The organism is Bradyrhizobium sp. 1, from assembly GCF_023073315.1.
In the GTDB taxonomy this organism is placed as follows: Bacteria; Pseudomonadota; Alphaproteobacteria; order Rhizobiales; family Xanthobacteraceae; genus Bradyrhizobium.
The window spans coordinates 168,756-189,457 of sequence record NZ_JADPJH010000034.1 but is presented as its reverse complement, the minus strand read 5'-3'; the positions used below and the strand labels follow the sequence as shown (position 1 = coordinate 189,457).

16 protein-coding genes are annotated in these 20,702 nt (G+C 64.2%); 9 read left to right on the top strand and 7 right to left on the bottom strand.

What is annotated here, in order from left to right:
* The first annotated feature begins 385 nt into the window (after positions 1 to 385).
* A complete protein-coding gene (locus IVB29_RS30850; RefSeq protein ID WP_247507181.1) occupies positions 386 to 712 on the top strand; it encodes a BA14K family protein in 327 nt (108 codons plus the stop codon).
* 122 nt (positions 713 to 834) lie between these two features.
* On the opposite strand, the gene IVB29_RS30845 is transcribed toward IVB29_RS30850, so the two are convergent.
* On the bottom strand, positions 835 to 2,328 hold the full coding sequence (locus IVB29_RS30845; protein ID WP_247507180.1) for a hypothetical protein: 1,494 nt from the start codon (positions 2,326 to 2,328) through the stop codon (positions 835 to 837).
* 299 nt (positions 2,329 to 2,627) lie between these two features.
* Between IVB29_RS30845 and IVB29_RS30840 the strand changes: the two genes are divergently transcribed.
* Positions 2,628 to 2,792, top strand: coding sequence for a Flp family type IVb pilin (locus IVB29_RS30840; protein ID WP_129275205.1), 165 nt, complete (start codon positions 2,628 to 2,630; stop codon positions 2,790 to 2,792).
* A 207-nt stretch (positions 2,793 to 2,999) separates the two neighbouring features.
* Here IVB29_RS30840 and IVB29_RS30835 read toward each other — a convergent pair whose 3' ends face one another.
* Complete coding sequence (locus tag IVB29_RS30835; RefSeq protein ID WP_247507179.1) at positions 3,000 to 3,980, bottom strand: phosphatase PAP2 family protein; 981 nt, start codon at positions 3,978 to 3,980, stop codon at positions 3,000 to 3,002.
* Positions 3,981 to 4,251: 271 nt separating this feature from the next.
* On the opposite strand from IVB29_RS30835, the gene IVB29_RS30830 reads away from it, so the two are divergent.
* Entirely contained in the window at positions 4,252 to 4,932 is a 681-nt protein-coding gene (locus IVB29_RS30830; protein WP_247507178.1) for a TetR family transcriptional regulator, read from the top strand.
* A 152-nt stretch (positions 4,933 to 5,084) separates the two neighbouring features.
* On the opposite strand, the gene pyk is transcribed toward IVB29_RS30830, so the two are convergent.
* Together pyk and IVB29_RS30820 are read right to left on the bottom strand one after the other, a co-directional pair.
* Complete coding sequence (gene pyk, locus IVB29_RS30825; RefSeq protein ID WP_247507177.1) at positions 5,085 to 6,521, bottom strand: pyruvate kinase; 1,437 nt, start codon at positions 6,519 to 6,521, stop codon at positions 5,085 to 5,087.
* Positions 6,518 to 7,117, bottom strand: a complete 600-nt coding sequence (locus IVB29_RS30820) for a DUF1036 domain-containing protein (protein ID WP_247507176.1) — start codon at positions 7,115 to 7,117, stop codon at positions 6,518 to 6,520. The genes pyk and IVB29_RS30820 overlap by 4 nt, the downstream gene beginning before the upstream one ends.
* Positions 7,118 to 7,294: 177 nt before the next feature.
* Between IVB29_RS30820 and IVB29_RS30815 the strand changes: the two genes are divergently transcribed.
* The 4 genes from IVB29_RS30815 (at position 7,295) to IVB29_RS30800 (ending at position 9,130) form a co-directional block, all read left to right on the top strand.
* Positions 7,295 to 7,600 carry a DUF1244 domain-containing protein gene (locus IVB29_RS30815; RefSeq protein WP_247507175.1) on the top strand — a complete coding sequence of 102 codons (306 nt, stop codon included), beginning with the start codon at positions 7,295 to 7,297 and terminating at the stop codon, positions 7,598 to 7,600.
* 186 nt (positions 7,601 to 7,786) lie between these two features.
* Entirely contained in the window at positions 7,787 to 8,059 is a 273-nt protein-coding gene (locus tag IVB29_RS30810) for a DUF2312 domain-containing protein (RefSeq protein ID WP_092034603.1), read from the top strand.
* A 76-nt stretch (positions 8,060 to 8,135) separates the two neighbouring features.
* Positions 8,136 to 8,561 (top strand): DUF1801 domain-containing protein, encoded by a 426-nt coding sequence (locus tag IVB29_RS30805; protein ID WP_247507174.1) that lies wholly within the window; start codon positions 8,136 to 8,138, stop codon positions 8,559 to 8,561.
* Between the two features lie 254 nt (positions 8,562 to 8,815).
* Positions 8,816 to 9,130, top strand: coding sequence for a hypothetical protein (locus tag IVB29_RS30800; protein WP_247507173.1), 315 nt, complete (start codon positions 8,816 to 8,818; stop codon positions 9,128 to 9,130).
* 259 nt (positions 9,131 to 9,389) lie between these two features.
* On the opposite strand, the gene IVB29_RS30795 is transcribed toward IVB29_RS30800, so the two are convergent.
* The 3 genes from IVB29_RS30795 to IVB29_RS30785 all read right to left on the bottom strand — a co-directional run bounded on the left by IVB29_RS30795 (position 9,390) and on the right by IVB29_RS30785 (position 15,347).
* Positions 9,390 to 11,036, bottom strand: a complete 1,647-nt coding sequence (locus tag IVB29_RS30795; protein WP_247507172.1) for a DUF882 domain-containing protein — start codon at positions 11,034 to 11,036, stop codon at positions 9,390 to 9,392.
* A 279-nt stretch (positions 11,037 to 11,315) separates the two neighbouring features.
* Positions 11,316 to 13,502: a L,D-transpeptidase family protein gene (locus IVB29_RS30790; RefSeq protein ID WP_247507171.1), complete on the bottom strand. Its 2,187-nt coding sequence runs from the start codon at positions 13,500 to 13,502 to the stop codon at positions 11,316 to 11,318.
* A 348-nt stretch (positions 13,503 to 13,850) separates the two neighbouring features.
* The gene (locus tag IVB29_RS30785; protein ID WP_247507170.1) at positions 13,851 to 15,347 is read right to left on the bottom strand and encodes a sigma-54 dependent transcriptional regulator; all 1,497 of its coding nucleotides are present in this window, start codon (positions 15,345 to 15,347) and stop codon (positions 13,851 to 13,853) included.
* 127 nt (positions 15,348 to 15,474) lie between these two features.
* On the opposite strand from IVB29_RS30785, the gene IVB29_RS30780 reads away from it, so the two are divergent.
* Both IVB29_RS30780 and IVB29_RS30775 read left to right on the top strand, forming a co-directional pair.
* Positions 15,475 to 17,400: a M3 family oligoendopeptidase gene (locus IVB29_RS30780; protein ID WP_247507169.1), complete on the top strand. Its 1,926-nt coding sequence runs from the start codon at positions 15,475 to 15,477 to the stop codon at positions 17,398 to 17,400.
* 190 nt (positions 17,401 to 17,590) lie between these two features.
* Positions 17,591 to 20,608, top strand: a complete 3,018-nt coding sequence (locus tag IVB29_RS30775) for a patatin-like phospholipase family protein (RefSeq protein ID WP_247507168.1) — start codon at positions 17,591 to 17,593, stop codon at positions 20,606 to 20,608.
* Positions 20,609 to 20,702: the final 94 nt, after the last annotated feature.

Sequence of the window (20,702 nt, the reverse complement as noted above, 5' to 3'; positions counted from 1 at the left end):
GTTGCGCTCGCAATGACGGAGTTTGCGGCTATGGCTCGCGTCCTCTCGTGTCCCGGACGCGCTGCAACGCGTGAGCGTTGCTGCGCAGAGCCGGGACCCAGAAGGCCACGCAGGCCGCTGCAGCGTGGGCCCCGGCTCTGCAGCGCACCGTCGAAGGGACGCTGCGCTGCGTCCGGGGCAGGAGGCCTCACCGCCGATCTCTTCGTACGCGGCGGCGGTGCACCCTCCGTCGCATTCCCAAACAAACGACTCTTTCCGGATTTGAACGACCAGATTGCGCTGCCGACCAGTCCAGGCGCGCAGCGAGCTTGTCCCGCGCACCATGTCGATCCACTTCCCGTCGCACCGGCCGCGCGATGCACCGGGCTCATGATGGAGATCGACCATGACTGGACTTAAAACTCTCGCTGCCGCGGCCTTGTTGTCGGCCCTGACGGCCACAACTGCCTACGCGCAATCCGGCTTTGCGAGCAGCCATCCCGGTGCGTACGAGGCGGAGAACCCCGATCGCAACCTGAATGGCACGCTGACGCCGGCGGGCCGGATGGGCCTCGAATTGCCGGACGGCGCAGCGCCTGTGCAAGGCGTGGGCAACGCTATGGCGCGCGCGGACGGCGCCATGTCGCGGTCCTGCTCGGAGCGCTATCGATCCTTCGATCCGGCGACGGGCACCTATCTCGGTCTCGACGGCCGCCGCCATCCTTGCAGGTAATTAGACGCGCTTGGTGCTGCGACGAAGAAGCAGGGTGGGCAAAGGCGCGCACGCGCCGTGCCCACCAACTTTCACCGGATGTTGCGGCATGGTGGGCACGCCATGCTTTGCCTACCCTGCAACTACTTCGATTTTGCCGTCGCCGCCGACCCGTCCGCGCTCTCCCTTACATGCACCACCGCGATGTCATCCGCATAGATCCGCTTCCAGCCCTTGAGGTGGTCGAGGATCTGCGGGCCCGGAGAATCGGCCACCAGCAGCGTCGCGTCGATCTTGTGCTCGTCGAGCAGGCCGGGAAGCAGCGCGGGTTTGCGTCCCTCCGTCGCGTTGAAGAAGTCCATCACGAATTTCTCGCCATAGAGCTCGGCGCGGCCGTCGACGAAGACCGGGATGTCGCGCGCGATCAGATAGCCGCCGAATTTGTAGGCGTTGAAGATGCGCTGCGCCCCACGTTTCTCGAGCAGGTCGAGCGCCGCCACCGGCGTCTGGTCCATCGTGAAGTTGAAACGATGATGCGACATGAAGAGCGATGTCGAGGTCCAGCTTGCTGCCACGATCATCAGCGCGCCCGTTGCGGTTATGTAGCGGGCAGACCAGCTCGCACCGCCTTGCGCATCTTGTTGCTGCAGCGGGAATTTTTCGCCAAGCGGCTTGGCCAGCACCAGAGGCACCAGGAAGGCAAAGGCCTCGATGCTCCTGACATGGCTGAGCGCCATCCAGGTCAGCAGCAGGATCAGCAGAATGCGCGGCGGCGACAGCGTCAGGCCGCGATAGAGCCCGAGCGCGATCAGGCCGAACAGCGCGCCTTCGAACGCGTTGAAGGATGCGAAATTCACCGGCGACCATTCGGAGATCACCGTCAGCAACTCGCCGAGATTGAGGATGTTGGTCGCACCCAGCAATGTGCGCCAGCCATAGGGCGTGACGCAGCACGCGGCCAGCGCGGCAACGCCGAACAGGAACCAGCGCAGCAGCAGCCGGACCTGCTTGCCGGACTCGAGACCCCACAGCGCCACGAACGCCATCGGGCCGATCAGCGCGAGGCCGAGCACGAAGCCGCCATGCAGATTCGCCCACAGCGACATCAGCGGCAGCCAGGCCCATGACGGCGTGCCCCTGCGATCGGCGGCAGCCATCAGCATGCCGACCCACGCGATCATCACGGGCAGCGCCAGGATGTGCGGCCGCGCCAGGATGTGATGCAGCGACAGCACGACCGCCAGCATCGCGAACAGCACCGAGCGCGGCATCTCCAGATGCGCGTCGAGCAGATCGACCAGGATCGCCGCCGACAATGCGACCGCGAGCGCGGTGAGGATCACCGGGCCCGCCCAGTCCCATTGCGCATAGGAGAAGGCGAACGCCACTTGCGACAACCATGAGGTCGACACCCAGGGCGCACCCGGCCGCGTGAAGGAATAGAAGTCGGTATACGGAAGGGCGTGATGATCGAGGATCCATTGCCCGATCTTGATCTGCCAGAACGAGTCGGAGTCCTGAAGCAAGGTGTCGCCGACATAGAGGAAGAACAGATAGGCGCCCGCTCCGACGCAGAGCGGCACCAGCGCGCGCGCGCGGCTCTGCACCGCGATGCTGTTGGCAAAGGAAAGGGACATGCCGCCTCGTCGTCCTGCTTGTTCTTGTTGGTAGGTGTCGAGCGGGCGCCATTGGACCACGGCGGTCATAACTTCGGGTAAATCGCGGCGAGAGCTGTGTGATGTCCCGACAATTTAACAGATTGTTTTCAATTTCAGTTTACCATCGCCCAATACACGCAAACCGCTTGGTGTTTACGCAGTCGAATTAACTGCGGCGCAATTCTTTGCCTCTACGTTCGATTCCATGGTCGGGCGGCGCTGGGAAGCCGTAGAGACCGGACCAGTTGTAGCCTTGTGTACTTTTTTGGGAGCACTCTATGAAGAACCTCGTTGCGCGTTTCTTGAATGATGAATCCGGCGCCACCGCCATTGAATACGGCCTGATCGCCGCCGGCATCGCGCTGGCGATCATCACCGTCGTCAACAACCTCGGCAGCACGCTGAACACCAAGTTCGGCTCGATCTCGACCAGCCTCAAGTAAGACTGGACGAAGCCAGAGTTTAGAGAGCCCTGTCCTCGGACGGGGCTCTTTTCGTTTGGGCTGTGATTTTGCGAGAGCGCGTTGTAGCAATCAGGTCTTGTAGGGTGGGTTAGCGCAGCGTAACCCACCACGTCTTGTCTGTGCGGAAAATAAAGAGGTGGGTTACGCCTTCGGCTAACCCACCCTACGGCAGCTCGCCGCTATCCGTCATTCTGCGAGGCTCGGCTGCCAGACCGGTGCGGGCACAGGCGTAGCAGACACGGACGTCCGCCCGAGCCGCTCGACATAGAATTTCGTCACCCATATCGACGCTGCGGCGACCGCGATGCCGCCGGCGAGGTCGACGAGATAATGCGCGCCGATCACCGGCGTGGCCGCGATCATCAACAGGTTGAGCGCGGCCGCGATGCCGCCGATGCCGCGCACCGGCCACAGCGCCCACATGTAGAGCACGGCGGACGCGGCGTGAAAGCTCGGAAACGAGACGATGCCGGAGAGGAAGAACAGCCGCAGCTCGTGCAGGCTGCCGTCGCGCAGCGCCAAAATATCACGCAACTGCCCAGCATAGACCATGGTGTTGATCTCGGGAAAATGCGCGGCCGACAATTGCAGCCCGTAATAGGTGCCGATCGCCGGCACCATTGCGGAGATCGCGATGGTGACTGCGAGCGCAAGGCTCATCGCGAGCATGAACACCTGCAGCCGCACATGGCGCGCCGTCAGCGTCAACACGACGGGAATGGCGAGCAGCGGCCATTTGATCAGTCCGTAGCCACGGGCCAGCAGGTCGGCGAGCCAGGGATGATCGTTGACGTAGCTTACGATCGGTTCGGGATCGAGGCCGAACGCGCGGTCGATCGCAAGCAGTGCGTCGTCCTGGAGCGGCCAGTTCATTTTGCCTGCGACGTAGCTCAGCGGTCCGACGATGGCACAGGTGAGCATGACTTGTCCGATCGTGCCGAGCGAGAACACCAGTTTCGGATCGGCAAGCTCGCCCTTGGCGAGCTGATGACGATAGGCGATTGCGATCAGCAGTGCGGCGATCGCCAGCGTGATGCCGTAGGCGACGGGCTCGAGGCTCAGACCGGTGGCGGGCAGGCCGAACGCCAGCAGGCTGCCCATGGCAACGATGGGAAGCCAGTTCAGCTGGAACAGCTGCCAGGCGGTCCTTGAGTCCGTATCGAGCATGCTGCACCAGTGTGGAATCGCAGTATCTCGGCACAGTGGTGGGGTCGCCTTAAAATGGCGGTAACGGCGAGGATCAACCTTTTGCCAATCGGATCGACGCAATTTGAATGATTGGCGCGTCACGCCTCTTTACCCTTACATTTCACGCATTTGCTTCTTGTCATCACCTTTGAATAGTTGTTCAGTCCTTGCGGGGCGATTTGCAGCGAAATCAGTGACTAAGCGTTCGGCCGCAGGGCGTGTGGCTAGCGTGTGGGACAGGAAGCGCGCCATGGTTTATCGGCGAACGCATCAAGTGGTTAAGCGCCTTGCGGCCAGGCGCAGTGCGATACTGGCGGCGGCGCGGGAGGCCGCGGCGGAAGGCGGGATGGCGGCGGTGCAGATCGCGCCGGTCGCGGTCCGCGCCAGTGTCGCGGCGGGGACGGTCTACCGCTACTTCCCGTCCAAGGCCGAATTGATCTCCGAATTGATCGCCGAGGTTTCCCGCGACGAGCTCGCGGCGATCCGCCGGGCGGCCGACGCCGCACCCGGTCCGTCCTCGGCGCTGGCGGCCGCCGTTACCACCGTGGCGGTCCATACGCTGTCGCAGCGCAGGCTGGCCTGGGGCATTTTGGCCGAGCCTGTCGATGTCGATGTCAGTGCCTCCAGGCTCGCCAGCCGGCGCGAGATTGCCGGCGAGATGGCAGCCCGGATCGATGCCGCCGTGCGCGCCGGTCATTTGCCGGCGCAGGACACTGCGCTGGCCGCCACCGCGCTGCTCGGCGCGTTGCATGAATCGCTGGTCGGGCCGCTCGCGCCGGACAATCTCGAAGATCCCGCCAGAATGCGCGACGCCGTCCAGACCGTGACGTTGCTGGCGCTGCGCGCCGTCGGCGTCATGGACGCCCGGGCCCGGGGTCTGGTGGTGCAGCAGACGCTGCTGCCGACCGCGAAAGCGCTGGTCGGGGTGTAAAAAGCAGGGCGCGACCGAGGCCGAGACCTGATTGCGCTCAGGTCATTGCCTGAGCGCAACTTTTCGACAAACCGCAGCAAACCAGCCGGACCCGCCGGCTACTGTGCATGGGGTTGTTTTCGCCATTTTTGTTCTGGCTGCGCCAGGTCGCCTCAAATATTCGCGTCGCCCTCGGGACCGACCGAAGCAATGCGCAGCATGTTGGTGGTGCCGGGGATGCCGAGCGGCACGCCGGCGACGATGATCACGCGCTGACCGGCGCGGACAAAACCGTCACGGAAGGCAATCTGGCCGGCGCGGCTCACCATGTCATCCTGGTCGCGCGCATCGTCCGCCACGACGCAATGCACGCCCCAGACCACCGCGAGCCGGCGTCCGGCCTGAATGTTCGGCGTGATCGCCACGATCGGCGGTTTCGGCCGCTCGCGTGCGACGCGCGCGGCGGTCGAGCCCGAGCTGGTCCAGCAGATCAGGGCGGGCAGGTCGAGCGTTTCGGCGACCTGTCGCGCGGCGTCGGCGATAGCGTCGCCGGCGGTCGCTTCGGGCGCCGGGCGCTGGGCGGTGAGCACAGAACGATAGATCGGGTCGCGTTCGACCTCTTCGCCGATGCGGTTCATGGTCGAGACTGCCTCGACCGGGAATTTGCCGGCCGCCGATTCCGCCGACAGCATGATGGCGTCGGCGCCTTCATAGACGGCGGTGGCAACGTCGGAGACTTCGGCGCGGGTCGGCACCGGCGACTGGATCATCGATTCCAGCATCTGGGTCGCGACCACCACCGGCTTGCCGGCGCGGCGCGCCATCCGGGTCATCTGCTTCTGCAGGCTCGGCACGCGCTCGAGCGGCAGCTCGACGCCGAGGTCGCCACGCGCCACCATCAGGGCGTCGGAGACCTCGATGATGTCGGCAAGGCGGTCGATCGCCTGCGGCTTCTCGATCTTGGCCATCACGGCGGCGCGGCCGCGGATCATCTTCTTGGCTTCGATCACGTCGTCGGCGCGCTGCACGAAAGACAATGCGATCCAGTCGACGCCGGTGACCAGAGCGGCTTCGAGGTCGGCGCGGTCCTTCGGCGTCATCGCCGAGACCGGCAGATCGGTGTCGGGCAGGCTGACGCCCTTGCGGTCGGACATCCGGCCGCCGACCACGACACGCGTCACCGCGTGCTCCTTCGTGGTCTCCTCGGCGATCAGGCGGACCTTGCCGTCGTCGAGCAGCAGGGAATGGCCCGGTCGCAGCGCAGCCAGGATCTCCGGGTGCGGGAGATTGACGCGATTGACATCGCCCGGGGTCTTGTCGGAATCCAGCGTAAAGGTCTGGCCGTTCTGAAGCTGCACCGCGCCCTCGGCGAACGCACCGAGCCGGAGCTTGGGGCCCTGCAAGTCGACCAGGATGCCGATCGGCCGGCCGTAGCTACTCTCGACGTTGCGGATCGTCGCGACCAGCTCCCGCATCTTGTCATGCGGGGTGTGGCTCATGTTGATGCGGAATACGTCGGCGCCGGCCTCGAACAGGCGGCGGATCATCGCGAGGTCCGACGAGGCGGGTCCGAGGGTCGCGAGAATCTTGATACGGCGAAGACGCCTCATGGCTTATTTCCAGACGGTGGTGAGGGAACTGGCGGGAGGCCAGGCGCGGCGGGGGGCGTACCACCGGGCGGACTATTGGGCAAACCCGGAACGCCGCCACCCGGGCCGATCGGACCCGGCAGGCCGGGTACGCGCTGCTGCTGCGCCGGCTGTTCGTTGGCATCGGTCAGCTGCACCGTCCAGGCGCGCTGCTCGCCGGTGTCGACCTCGAAATAGCCGGTCCGGTCGTAGCCGCGCGCGAGGCAATCCTCGGTGCCGCGGATGGTGAACTCCTTGTCGCGCGAGCACATGAAGGCCTGGCCCGACCATTCGCCACCGCGGTCATAGTCGATCGCGTAGATGTAATAGTAGCGGGCAACCAGCGTTCCCCGCAGCAGGGTCTCGCAGGAGCGGGACGAGATGTTCCACCAGCCCTCGGTGGTCCAGCCCTCGGCATCCTTGTAGCCGAGCGCGATGCCGACCCGGCTCGAGGTGTTGTTGCAGAGCCGGAAATCGGCGGCGGCGGGGCTCGCCCACAGGCACAGCAGGCCAACCACCAGCACCGGGACCAACCGGGCGAGCAGGCGAAGGGGGGAGCGGGGAGATTCGGCGATCATTGTCGCGGAACGTATACCAGATGATTGACGATTTGGCGTAGGGCCGGGGGGAACCGCCCAAAGCCGGGCTTTGGCCCGTTTGCGCCGCGATATGGCAAAATCTGTGACAGGACCCCACCTGATCCCGTAAGGGTGACGATTTCAGGGGTAGCCAAAGGGCAGTTAAGGGATCCAGCTATGGCCATCGATGACAAAACCAGAACGGAGCTCGAGGCGGCCGCTTTCCGGCGCCTGCTCGACCATTTGCGGGAGCGAACGGACGTCCAGAACATCGACCTGATGAATCTCGCCGGCTTTTGCCGCAATTGCCTGTCCAACTGGCTCAAGGACGCCGCCGACGCGCAAGGCGTCGTCTTGAGCAAGGACGAGAGCCGCGAGGCCGTCTACGGCATGCCCTACGAGACCTGGAAATCGAAGCACCAGGGCACGGCCACGCCGGAGCAGATCGAGGCGATGAAGAAGGTCCATCCCCACGGGCAGTAACCGCGGCCCTTGAGTCGCACCACACAACAGCTTTCTTCCGCTCCCCGCAGGAAGGTGTGGGCGCGCTGTGGACGAGCGCGATGCTTGCTTGAACGCAGGTGGCGCCAACCCTAAGGGTTCTACCCAGCACGCGCGGTGAGGATGCCGGCGTCACCTCGTTTTGCCAGTTCTATTTGGAGTACCAAGATGGCCACCACCGCCGCCGTCCGCGACGACGAGCCCGCGACGAAATTTGCCAAGGACCAGCTCAAATCCATCATCGAGCGCATCGAGCGGCTGGAGGAAGAGAAGAAGGCGATCTCCGACGACATCCGCGACGTCTTCGCCGAAGCCAAGGGCAACGGCTACGACGTCAAGGCGCTGCGCACCATCGTGCGTATGCGCAAGCAGGACCCGAACGAGCGCGCCGAGGCCGAGACCATTCTCGAGACCTACATGCAGGCGCTGGGGATGCTCTGAGGCCATCACTCTCGTCCTGGCGAAAGCCAGGGCGAGCCGGAGCGACGAGCCAGAGTTTTTAGTCGGGAGAGACGTCGTGACTGCGCCGAAGCTGCCGCGCGAGGTGAGCCGTGCGTTCGACGCTCTCCCTGCGCCGATCGGCGGGCGGCTGCTCCAGGTGCGTGATCTGATCTTCGCGACTGCGGCGGCGCATGACGAAATCGGCCGCCTCACCGAGACCCTGAAATGGGGCGAGCCCGCTTATTTGACGGATGAGACCGGCAGTGGCTCCACGATCCGGCTCGGCCGCCTCAAGGACTCCGGCCACGCCGCCATTCTCTTCAACTGCAAGACGACGCTGGTCGATACCTTTCGCGAGCGCTTTCCCGATCAGTTCGAGTATCGGCAGACCAGGGCGTTGCTGCTGCCGATGGCTGGCAGGCTGCCGAAGCAGGAGCTCACCGCCTGCCTGTCGCTGGCGTTGACGTATCATCTGGATCGCCGGCGCCGGAAAGCGGGATAAAAGCAGCGGAGTTGTAGTCTTGATGGAGTGCAGCGAAATCCGGGATCGCGTCAGCGTTTGGAGTCTCGTCGGGCCTGCGCCCGCTTGTTGGCCTGCGAAACTCTTCCGATTGTTTCCGGTGGAAGTTTCTTGATCCGGCGACGGCTTGGGATGGACCGCATCCCGTCATGCGAAGTTGGGGTCGTCTGCGGTCGAGAAAACTGACGCGCCCGACGGAGTGCCAATGCCCGTCGCGCCGCTGCCCCGAGCTCACGTTGCGCTTCAAACTTTCGGATGCGCCTCAGCTCGTTCTTAACGCGTTTGATGGCAGCAGCGAAAACCGATTGGCGCCGGTTTGCGTGCTCTGCCGTTCCGGAGAAACTCTTGCCGCGCGGGTCGGCTGTTCCCTTTGTTTCGCGGCGTCGATGCCGCGACAATGTACGCTCCCTGTCGCGGAGATCCCGAAGGCGGGTGCGAAGGCTCTCAAGCCCGTCACGCTCCATCTCTCCAATCAGGGGATGGTGTGTATTCAGTATGACTTCGCGCTCGTCGTCCTTCAGAAGGCTGAGCTCAGACTTGCATGGAACTGACATCGCACGCTCCTACTGTCCTTTTTGGGCTTTTCGCGCGTTGCCACAATGCGCGGTTGGGATGCGCCGCGATACCGGGTGATTACCCGTTGGAAGTGAGGGAATCCTCCTTAGTGCAGATGCGCACCAAGCTTGGGCAAAATCCGTTCGTCTGTGGTCCCGGACGAGCGAACACAGTGCGCGCTAGTCCAGGCGTATAGCCGCAGGCCAGTGGGATATTTCGAAGTTATGGCTGAGCGAACAGTGCCAGGGAAAAATTTCAGCGCAGCGCGGCGGTGCGGACCACGAACGACGACGTCTGGAGCTTCGCCGTCGCGCTGCCCGAAAAATTGTCGCAGGACAGGCCCTGCATCGGATCGTCGGTGAAGCCCATCGCGACAACGGCCTGCGGCTTGACGAAATAGCCACGCAGTGTCGCCATATCGAGTTCGCCCATCAGCGTGACCGACATCGCGCGGCTGGCGCTTGGCGACAGCATCACGATCTTCAGCCAGATGCTTCCGCCCTTGGCCGCGGACAGCCGGGTCGCGGTCGCGATCATGCCGTCGGTGCTCTTGCCGACCACACTGTTGATCTCGGTCGCGGGCGCGAGGTTGCGCGCGGCCGCGGCTGGACGGGTGGAGCGCGGGATCGGCGCGGAAGCGGCGACGACATTGGCGCGGTCGACCGGGGAGGCGGCCGGCGCGTAGGCCAGCGCCTGAAGAGTTGCGTTGGAGACGCTTGCGGTCGGTTGCGGATCGGTGGCGGCTGCAAGCGCTTGGCGAGCCCTCAGCGCGGCGATCTGCGCGGGCGTCGCCTGTTGCGGCGTGGCCGGGGCATCCCAGAAGCCGCGGGCATTGATGATGTCGGCCGGGGTCTCGGGCTTTGCATCAGCAGATTTGCCGGCCGCGGGCTTGTCAGCCACGGGCGCGGGCTTCGGCTTGGGCGGCGCAACGAGCTGCGCGTCGGCGGAGGCAAGCTGGATCGTGGCGGCAACGGACGGCTTGGCGCGCGGCGTCGGCACCGGATCGGCAGGCTTTGTTTCGGCAGGCTTGGCTGCTGCGGCGACCACGGTCGGCGCGAGAGGCTTCGCGGCCGGCGCGGGCGCGCCCTCGTCATCCTCGTCGCTGCTCGCGGCGGCCGGAGCCGGCTTGCCCTTGAACAGGGCGGCGAAGAAGCCCGGCTTGCTGGCGCCGTCATCGCCACTGCCGCGCCGCTCGATATCGGCCTTGGCGAGCTCATAGCCCTTCAGCGGGTTGCCGTCGGTCGGGACATGGACCGTGCGACCGTCCGGGAACACGCGGGCGAGCTGGTCATGTGTCATGCGCGGCCAGTGCCGGATGCTGCCGGTGTCCAGATGCACGAACGGCGAGCCGGAGGTCGGATAGAAGCCGACGCCGCCGCGCTGCAGGCGCAGGCCGGCGAAGCGGATCTGCTCCAGCGGCACGCCTGGAATGTGGAAGTCCATCGCATGTCCCAGCATGTGCTGGCTGAAGCGCGCCACACCGGAGGAGCGGCGGCGGAGCATGGCGTTGGTGGCGGGGGAGCGGTAGGAGGAGATGATCTGGATCGGCTGCTTGCCGTCGACGTCGCGATAGACTTCCCAGAGGATGTCGAAGAGGTGACGGTCCATGACCGTCTCGTCCTGGGTGCGCCAGTCGCGCAGGAAGTGGTTGAGCTGCTTCAGCGCCGCTTCGTCGTAGCGCCCATCGCGCTTGAAGGTGACGGTGAGGTCTTCGCCGGAATGGGTGTGGTGGAAAGAGAGCGTCTTGGTCTCGTTCAGCGCGGCGGCGTTGTGGACAGAGCCCGCGGCAGCAAGCAGCAATACGGAAGCTAGGCCGATCCGGGATCCGGCCTTCACTCCCGCATGGGACAACGACAGCACAGCGAATTGGCGTGCAAGACCAGTCAGCACGTTAGAGCCCACCCAGTCGACCAGCGTTCAAAATGGACTCTCCCGCCAACCCCGTTAGCGCGCGAAAGAGGGTGAACGCTTTGTTAAAGCGAGAAGGTTAATTCGAGGTTGACCTTCCCGCCCCCAAAACCAAGTCAGAATACAAACCTAAACGCTTGAGTGTGGCAAAAAAACGCCCGCTGCCCGAGCGCGGGTGGAGAATGGTTAACGTTAAGCGACCCCATCCAGGGAATGAGGTCGCTGATTTTGTTGTAGAATTTCAAGAAATGAGCTGCCGAGGCCGAACCGGGCTCAGCGGGTGAACACCCGCTGCTGCGGCTTGCGGCCGACCGGAGCCGGCGGCGCGGACGGAGCCCCGAACAGCCGCTCGAAGAAGTTCGGGCCGGACGAGCCGCCATTGTTGGCCGCCAACACGCCGTTCGGCAGCGTCGTTGCCGGGCGCGAATAGCTCGGCTGGGAGTGGGCGACGACGTTCTCGAGATCCTTGCCGCGGCCGTTCTTCAGGATGTTGGTCATGGTCGCGTCGCGGCCATAGACGTCCTTGCGGAATTGCAGCTTACCGCCCTCGTCCACGAACGCGGTCTGGTAGGTGATGTTGACCGGGATCGGCGTCGGGAATTTCAGGTCGACTTCGCCCTTGCCGTACATGCTGCGCACGCGTTCCGGCGTGTACTTCTCGTTCGGCAGCGCGATGTTGAGCAGCACCGACGCGTATTGATCCGGGTTCTGCACGCGCATGCAGCCATGGCTGAAGGCGCGCTCGTCTCGGGCGAACAGGTTCTTGTCCGGCGTGTCGTGCTGATAGACCAGGAACTTGTTCGGGAAATTGAAGCGGATGCGGCCGAGCGCGTTGGCTTCACCGGGCGGCTGCGAGATGTGCACCGAGCCGTCGCGGTTCTGCTCGAGCTTGAGGCCCATGCGCTGAAGCACGGTCGGGTCCTGCTGCAATGCCGGCAGATATTCGCCATAGACGATCGACGGCGGCACGTTCCAGGTCGGGTTGACCGTGATGTACTTCATCGTCTCGGTCAGCAGCGGGGTGGCGTGCTGGCCCGGCTTGCCGGTGACGACGCGGGTGGTCCAGACCTGCTGGCCGCGCTGCATCACCTTCAGCGTGTAGTCGGGAATGTTGAGGATGACATAGGCATCGCCCAGCGAGGGCACGCCGAGGTCGCGTGGCAGCCAGCGCCAGCGCTCCATGTTCACCAGCACCACGTCGATCTGCTTGTCGCGCTTCGGCGTGTTGATCGCCTTGACGGTCTTGTCGTCGAGAATGCCGGTCGCCTTCATCTCAACGCTGTTCTGGAATTTGCGCACGGCTTCGGCCACCGTCGCGTCATAGCGGGTGTCGCTGGCGTTCTCGGCGAGGCCGAGCTTGGCGCGCAGTTGCGGCACGCGCGGATCGTCCATAACGATCTCAGCCTGCTTCTTGCCGGCCGGGGTGTATTTCAGCAACTGACCGTCGGCGATCTCGACCACCGGACCGCTGCCCTGGCCGCGGAGCTCCGCAAGCTTGGCCTTCAGCTCCTTGTAGAGCTTTTGCGGCGGGTTGTAGCTGTCCAGCGCTGCGGAGGCGTCGGTCGCGGTCGTGACCTTGGCGAGCACGTCGCTCGGATCGATCGGATGCTCGGGATAGAGGATGTCGGCGCTGACCTGCGACCAGTGCATGCGGCCGCTCTGCGCCTGGCGCGCATAGTCGAACATGCTGGCGGTGAGCTTCAGCTCGGCATCGGCGAGCGCATCGGGCGTGGTGGCGGCAGCGAAATCCGGCACCGGATAGTCGGCCGGGTTGAGGCCGTCGGAGGCGGCATCCTTCAGCCGCGCGATCACGCCCTTGGCCGCAGCAGTCAGGCTGCCGGCCTGCGTCCAGACCGGCGCGAAGTCGCGCGCACCGTAAAACTTCTCGATCGCGGCGCGCTCGTTCTTGCGGTCGAAATGGCGCGAGGTCTTGGCGCCGATGATGTCCTTGAGCTTGTCGGCGACCGGCTGGTCGGCAGCGGGAACGTTGCTCGCGGCCTTGACTGGCTCGGCGGCTGGAGCTGCCGCGGCGGCGGGGGCCGCAGGCGCGGCCGGCGTTGCCGTCGCAGTGTCGGCCTTGGCGGGCTCAGACTTTGCGGGCTCAGACTTGGCAGTCTCGCTCTTCGGCGCCTCAGGCGCGGGCGTCGTTGCAACGTCGGAAGGCTTGGTCTCGACCTTGTCCGGTGCGGGAGCGGCTTCGGCCTTCACCGGGTCCTTCGCAGTTTCCTTCGGGGCGTCCTGCACTGTGGCGGTGGTGTCGAGCTTGATGTCGGAGGCGGTCGGGGGCGGGACGTTTGCGGGCTCGGGCCGCGGGATCGCGGCTTCGATCGCGAGGTCGGCCGCGCTGCTGCGCGCCTGATCCTGCGCCAGCGCCGAGCCGGCCGATACCGTGAGGAAGGTCGCCGCGACCGTCATCAAGACGCGGTCAAAGCCTCGACGGTGGTTCAAACAGTCACGCATTGTGTCGCACCCCTCGGGTGAACTGTCCCTCGTGGAACAGCTTTCGTTATCGCCTATTGAGCTTCGGCTAAATCGCGCCGGCCTCTTGAAAGTTGCACGCCTGCACGCAACGATTCTTACGCAGACGATATACAGGCCCCGATTTCGCAGCCAGCGCTACCCGGGGCAACTCACGACAAACTGACTTCAAGAGAGCCTCTTGGCAACGGATTGTGCGGTTGCACCACGCGCTTTTCCCTCTGTCTGTCACTTCCATGTCACGGTTCAAGTCGCGGTCGAATTCTGCCGTCATGCGAACGGCTTACGACCGTCCCGCAGGCGTCGCGCGAACCTCCGTTCGCATGAGGCTCAGTGCGTCTCCTCGCCGCTTTTCCCGCCATGGCCGGGAACCCCGGCTTCGTCGAGTTTTCGGTAAAGGGTGGACCGGCCGATTTTGAGGCGGCGGGCGACCTCGGACATCTGTCCGCGGTAATGCGAGATCGCGAAGCGGATGATCTCGTTCTCCATGTCCTCAAGCGGGCGGACGTCGCCGGTTGGGGTCAGCATGGCGAGGGATCCCGCCGGGGACAACGGTACAATCGGTATTTCACTACCCGATATCATCGAGGGTGCCGCGATCGGCTCCAGCATCAATGGTGCGGTCGGAATCTCCATGTCGACATGCGGCTGCGAGGCGAGCAGGGGGAAATCGTCGAGGCCCAGCTGGTCGCCCTCGCTCATCACCACCGCGCGGTAGACCGCGTTTTCGAGCTGGCGGATGTTGCCGGGCCAGTCGAGCTGGGCGAGGTGCGCCACGGCCTCGCCGCTGATGCCGGTGATGGTTCGGTTCTCCTCGGCGGCAAAGCGCGCGAGGAAATGCCGCAGCAGATGCGGGATGTCCTCGCGACGGGTGCGCAGCGAGGGAATCGTCAGCGGCAGCACATGGAGGCGATAGAACAAATCCTCGCGGAAATGGCCCTGCTTCACCCGCTCCAGCAGCCTGCGGTTGGTTGCGGAGACGATGCGGACGTCGACCTTCACAGGCTTGCGGCCGCCGACGGCCTCGACCGCGCCTTCCTGGAGCGCGCGGAGCAGCTTGACCTGCGCGGTCAGCGGCAGCTCGCTGACCTCGTCCAGGAACAGCGTGCCGCCATGAGCCTCGACGAACTTGCCGGTGTGGCGTTCGGTGGCGCCGGTGAAGGCGCCCTTCTCGTGGCCGAACAGGATGGACTCGACGAGATTGTCGGGGATCGCGCCGCAATTGACAGCGACGAACGGCTTGGCCTTGCGCTCGCCGCTGCCGTGGATGGCGCGCGCGAACATTTCCTTGCCGACGCCGGACTCGCCCTCGATCAGAACGGGAATCGACGAGCCCGCCGCCTTCTGTGCGGCGCGCATCACGCCCGCCATCGCCTCGGCGCGGGTGATGATGTCGGAGAAGGTCAGCCGGCCCTCGCGGCTGTGACGGATGCGCTGCAATTCGCCCTTGAGCGCGGAGGCGTTGAGCGCGTTGCGCAAGGAAACCTGAAGCCGCTCCAGGCCGACCGGCTTGACCACGAAATCGGCCGCGCCCGCGCGCATCGCCGAGATCACATTGTCGATGCCGCCGTGGGCGGTCTGCACGATGACAGGCACGGTCAGGCCGGCGTCGCGGATCTTCGCCAGCACGCCCATGCCATCGAGGCCGGGCATCACGAGATCGAGGATGACGGCGTCGATAACAGGTGCGTCGGGGGCGGTGAGGGTGGCGATCGCGGCGTCGCCGGAGTCCACGACAATCGTCTCATAGCCGCATTTCTGCACCATATTCTCGACCAGCCGGCGGGCCACTGCGTCGTCGTCGGCGATCAAAATACTGGCAGCCATGGTGTTCCCCGCACGCTACTACTATCTGTCTCGAATCGGGGCACTCTGGCCGAAGCCGATTAACGCACTCTTAAACCTTGATGCCCCTGCCCGCCGTCGCGATTGTTGAACACAGGTTTCCCACACAATGAATTCGCGCTCCAAATCTGCTCTCACGAAGTCTGTTCTCAAGAAGTCTGCCTTGAAGAAGCCCGCTCTCCGCAAGCCAGCCACCAAGCAATCCGCCGTCAAGAAATCCGCCACCAAGGCAAAACCCTCCACCAAGCCCGCGAGCAAGACCGGCAAGCTTCCGGAGTGGAACCTGGCCGATCTCTATTCCGGGATCGATGCGCCGGAAGTGGCGCGCGATCTCGCAAAGATGGATGCCGATTGCGTCGCGTTCGAGACGGACTTCAAGGGCAAGCTCGCGACAGGAACAGCAAACGAAAATGGCGGAAAATGGCTCGCGCAGGCCGTGCGACGCTATGAGGCGATCGACGATCTGGCCGGCCGTCTCGGCTCCTATGCCGGTCTCGTTCACGCCGGCGACAGCGTGGACCCTGCGATTTCAAAGTTTTACGGCGATGTGTCCGAGCAATTGACGGATGCGTCCACGCATTTGTTGTTCTTCGCGCTCGAGCTCAATCGCGTCGATGACGATATTTTGAACCGCGCGATGCAGGCGCCGGAGTTGGCGCACTACCGTCCCTGGATCGAGGATCTGCGCAAGGAGAAGCCGTATCAGCTCGACGACAAGCTCGAGCAGCTGTTCCTGGAGAAGTCGCAGACCGGCTATTCCGCCTTCAACCGGCTGTTCGACCAGACCATCTCCGGCCTGCGCTTCAAGGTCGGGGCCAAGGAACTCGCGATCGAGCCGACGCTCAATTTCCTGCAGGACCGTGACGGTGCCAAGCGCAAGGCCGCCGCCGAAGCTCTGGCAAAAACTTTCAAGGCCAATGAGCGCACCTTCGCGCTGATCACCAACACGCTCGCCAAGGACAAGGACATCTCCGACAATTGGCGTGGTTTTCAGGACGTTGCGGATTCCCGGCATCTGAGCAATCGCGTCGAGCGCGAGGTGGTGGATGCATTGGTCGCTTCGGTCCGCGCGGCCTATCCAAAGCTGTCGCATCGCTATTACGCCCTGAAGGCGAAGTGGTTCGGCAAGAAGCGGCTCGCTTACTGGGACCGCAACGCGCCGCTGCCCTTTGCCGCGACCGATGTGATCGGCTGGCCCGATGCACGCAACATGGTGCTGACGGCCTATCGCGGCTTCTCACCTGACATGGCCGACATTGCCGAGCGCTTCTTCACCGATCGCTGGATCGATGCGCCGGTGCGTCCGGGCAAGGCGCCGGGCGCGTTCTCGCATCCGACCACGCCGTCGGCGCACCCCTACGTGCTGATGAACTACCAGGGCAAGCCGCGCGACGTGATGACGCTGGCGCATGAGCTCGGCCATGGCGTGCACCAGGTGCTGGCGGCCAAGAACGGCGCGCTGATGGCGCCGACACCGTTGACGCTGGCGGAGACCGCGAGCGTGTTCGGCGAGATGCTGACCTTCCGCCGATTGCTCGCGCAGACCAAGAGCCCGAAGCAGCGTCAGGCGTTGCTCGCCGGCAAGGTCGAGGACATGATCAACACGGTGGTGCGGCAGATCGCGTTCTATTCGTTCGAGCGCGCGGTCCACACCGAGCGCAAGAACGGCGAGCTGACCGCGACGCGGCTTGGCGAGATCTGGCTGTCGGTGCAGGGCGAGAGCTTAGGTCCCGCGATCGAGATCAAGGCGGGCTATGAGAATTACTGGATGTACATCCCGCACTTCATCCATTCGCCGTTCTATGTCTACGCTTACGCGTTCGGTGATTGCCTCGTGAACTCGCTCTACGCCGTCTACGAGAACGCGGCCGAGGGCTTTGCCGAGCGCTATCTCGACATGCTCGCCGCCGGCGGCACCAAGCACTATTCCGAGCTGCTGCGGCCGTTCGGGCTCGATGCCAAGGATCCGAAGTTCTGGGACGGCGGTCTCTCGGTCATCGCGGGCATGATCGACGAGCTGGAAGCGATGGGCTGAGGCAGCGGCGGGTCCTGCCTGCTCTGTGTCGCCATTCCGCCGAGTTTTTGGTGACGCCCAGGATGGGTTTTGGAAATCCTGCTACGTTGGATTGAACGTTTGTGCCGTCTGCAAGACTAATCTGGACGGCACCGGCCCTTTATATTGCAGCTACTGATTGATTTAGGCCTGTGCCTCAAGGGAGGCGAGGATGGCCGAACAGGCGCGCGCCCCTGGCGACGATCATGCGCCGCGCGCGGGTATTGTTGATTTTCGGCCCTGGGGCGAGAAACACCACGATCTCATCAAGTGTGAGATCGAAGCCATCAACACGCGTCGGGAGCCCGAGCGCCGGATCGACACGGAGCAGCTCAAGCCCGGGCAGATCATCGACGTCGTTGGTCTCTCGCTCTCGGGTGGCGGCATTCGATCTTCCGCCGTTTGTCTCGGCGTGCTCCAAGCGCTGAACCATCACGACGTCATCAAGCGGATCGACTACCTCTCCACCGTGTCCGGCGGCGGCTATATCGGCAGTTCGCTGACGGCGACGATGACGGTTGGAAAGCGCTTCGTATTCGGTCAGCCGCCCAATCCCGGCGCGAAGAGCGCAAAGGCCAACGAGGTCAGCGATACGCCCGAGGTCGGTCACATCCGCAACTATTCGAACTACCTCGTCCCGGCCGGTGCGCGCGATCTTTTGACCGGTCTTGGCATCGTGGTTCGTGGGCTGGTGGCCAACATCGGTCTCACCCTGCCGATCGTTCTGATGCTGGCCATCATCACCATCATCTCCAATCCGGCCCGGTCGGCGCTCTATGCGGCGAATGTCTTCGGCGTGTCGCTCAACAACGATTGCGACCGGCTGCATTGGATTTCCGGCTGGTTCGGCGCCTTCACTTTGATAGGCGCGCTGCTTGCTGGGGCGATCCTCGGCCTCAGTCGCTACCGCTACGGGCCACCGTGCCGGCAATATGGCGATGTCTTTGACGACATCAGACGGGATCGTCGGGAGTTGCTCGCCTATGTCGCGGGCGTCGCGTTCACGCTGGGGCTGATCTGCGATCTGGCGCGGTTCATGCCGGTCGATCATTTCGGCCTCACGCTCACCGCGGGCATCGCGGGACTCGTGATGTTCTTCTGGTGGGCGATCTGGCGATCGTACCTTCCGGCGAACAGGCTGCAGGAGTTCCGCGGTCTCAGAACGCAGCAGGACAACGGCGCAGGCGCGGTCCTGTTCAGTCGCCTGCCGACCATAGCCGCGACCTATCTCGTGCTGCTCTTCCTGATCGCCTTCTTCGAGTTTCAGCCGTTCATGATCGCCGAGATGTTCGACAATGCGGACGCAGCCTCGGACGGCGGGCTCGGCGTCGTCGCGGGCGTCGCCGTGACATGGCTGAAATCTCTGGCTGCCATTACCGCGCCGATTGCCGCCGCCGTCACCCTGTTCAGGCAGCAGTTTGCGGACCTGCTGAAAGGAAAGGGAACGTCCAACCTGCTGGCGATCGTGCTTGCCCACTCGGCCAATCTGGCGATCTGGATCGCCGGCGCCGCGTTGCCGCTGCTGATCTGGATCACCTATCTCTATCTGACGTTCTGGGGCATCACGAACGACAGGCCCTTGCAAAAGCGCGTTTGCGAGAACGCGGTCGAATGGCCCTTGCCGGACCAGGTCGACACGGTCAAGAGATCGACGCCCCACCTTGCGGGCAAGCTGCAGTTCGATTCTGAGACGGGCACGCTGAACGCCGAGATCAAGCGCACGAGGACGAGGCGCACCCATACGAAAGCAAGCCGGGAAGGTGAGCAGATCAAGCATGCGCCGGGATGGGTGAACTCGGCCGCTGGCACCATATCCTCCGGGCTTCGCCGGCTCGGCCTCGGCCCCACGATCGACGCGGTCAAACCGAAGATCGATGTGAACGTGCGCTGGTCGGTGATAGCACTGTATCTGGTGGTCGCAATCGTGCTGTTTCGCGGATCATGGTGTCTCGCGCCGAATGCCAACTCGCTGCACCGTCTCTATCGGGACCGCCTGAGCAAGGCGTTCCTGTTCAAGCCGCTGCGGCAAAACGAGCATTCGGGCGCTGCGGACGTCCGCCTCAAGCCGAAACCGAACGTCGCCAGCATCGATCAGGGACGAGACCTCGAGCCTCTGGACGATCTCAAGCTCAGCTCCCTCTGCGCCCATGGCAAGCTTCATGCTCCCTATCACCTCATTAACACAGCGCTGAACATCCAGGGCTCCGATTTCGCCAATCGCAGGGGACGCAACGCCGATTTCTTCGTGTTCGCACCGCTGTGCGTGGGCAGCGAGGCGACCGGTTACGCTTCGACGCTGAAATTCGAGAGCGGCGATCGCGGCCTCGATCTGGCGACGGCGCTGGCGATCTCGGGTGCGGCGGCCTCGTCCAACATGGGATCGGATTCCATCCGTGCGCTGACCCCGACCCTGGCGCTCCTCAACGTGCGTCTCGGCTTCTGGCTCAGGAATCCGCGTTACGCCGAAAGGAACGGAGAGGGCGGGGAGGGGCGGCGAAGACCGTCGCCGTTCTATCTCTGGTCGGAAATTTCGGGCCGGCTCTACGAGAACAGCGATGCCGTCTATTTGACCGACGGTGGCCATATCGAGAATCTCGGCATCTACGAGCTGTTGCGGCGCCGCTGCAAGGTCATCATTGCGGTGGATGCGGAGGCAGATGCCCCGATGAACTTCTCCTCGCTGGTGACGCTGCAAAGGTATGCGCGCATCGACCTCGGCGTCCTGATCGATTTGCCGTGGTCGCCGATCCGCAACTGCACGCTGGGCTGGATGGCATGCAACGCCGGCAAGGCTCCGACGCCGGCGCCCGAAGCGTCCCACGGTCCGCACGTCGCGATCGGCACGATCGACTATGGCGGGGGCCAGACCGGCCACCTCGTCTACATCAAATCATCGCTCACAGGAGATGAGAACGACTACATTCGCGACTATGCGCGGCGCTACGAGCGTTTCCCGCACGAGTCCACAGGTGACCAGTTCTTCTCCGAGGAACAGTTCGAGGTCTATCGGGCTCTCGGTTTTCACATGACCCATCGGTTCCTCGCCGGCCTCGACGAGCTGTCCGTCCGAGACAATGACGGTGGGTGCGTGCGAAAGAAGTTCAGCGACGATGGCGGTGAGCCGATCGCAAGGGTTCGAGCCGCGCTGGGTCTCCTCGATCTGCAGCAAAATTCCGTCGGGCAGCCTTAGGGTGCGCGGTCCAGCTATTTGACGGGCGACGAGTTGGTCGCAGTCGGGTTGCCGACAGGCCCCAGCCCGGACCATCACGACCATCGGGAAGGTG

Coding starts and splice junctions, on each gene's coding strand:
- IVB29_RS30850 (WP_247507181.1), top strand. CDS start 386: ATGACTGGACTTAAAACTCTCGCTGCCGCGGCCTTGTTGTCGGCCCTG.
- IVB29_RS30845 (WP_247507180.1), bottom strand. CDS start 2,328: ATGTCCCTTTCCTTTGCCAACAGCATCGCGGTGCAGAGCCGCGCGCGC.
- IVB29_RS30840 (WP_129275205.1), top strand. CDS start 2,628: ATGAAGAACCTCGTTGCGCGTTTCTTGAATGATGAATCCGGCGCCACC.
- IVB29_RS30835 (WP_247507179.1), bottom strand. CDS start 3,980: ATGCTCGATACGGACTCAAGGACCGCCTGGCAGCTGTTCCAGCTGAAC.
- IVB29_RS30830 (WP_247507178.1), top strand. CDS start 4,252: ATGGTTTATCGGCGAACGCATCAAGTGGTTAAGCGCCTTGCGGCCAGG.
- pyk (WP_247507177.1), bottom strand. CDS start 6,521: ATGAGGCGTCTTCGCCGTATCAAGATTCTCGCGACCCTCGGACCCGCC.
- IVB29_RS30820 (WP_247507176.1), bottom strand. CDS start 7,117: ATGATCGCCGAATCTCCCCGCTCCCCCCTTCGCCTGCTCGCCCGGTTG.
- IVB29_RS30815 (WP_247507175.1), top strand. CDS start 7,295: ATGGCCATCGATGACAAAACCAGAACGGAGCTCGAGGCGGCCGCTTTC.
- IVB29_RS30810 (WP_092034603.1), top strand. CDS start 7,787: ATGGCCACCACCGCCGCCGTCCGCGACGACGAGCCCGCGACGAAATTT.
- IVB29_RS30790 (WP_247507171.1), bottom strand. CDS start 13,502: ATGCGTGACTGTTTGAACCACCGTCGAGGCTTTGACCGCGTCTTGATG.
- IVB29_RS30785 (WP_247507170.1), bottom strand. CDS start 15,347: ATGGCTGCCAGTATTTTGATCGCCGACGACGACGCAGTGGCCCGCCGG.
- IVB29_RS30780 (WP_247507169.1), top strand. CDS start 15,475: ATGAATTCGCGCTCCAAATCTGCTCTCACGAAGTCTGTTCTCAAGAAG.
- IVB29_RS30775 (WP_247507168.1), top strand. CDS start 17,591: ATGGCCGAACAGGCGCGCGCCCCTGGCGACGATCATGCGCCGCGCGCG.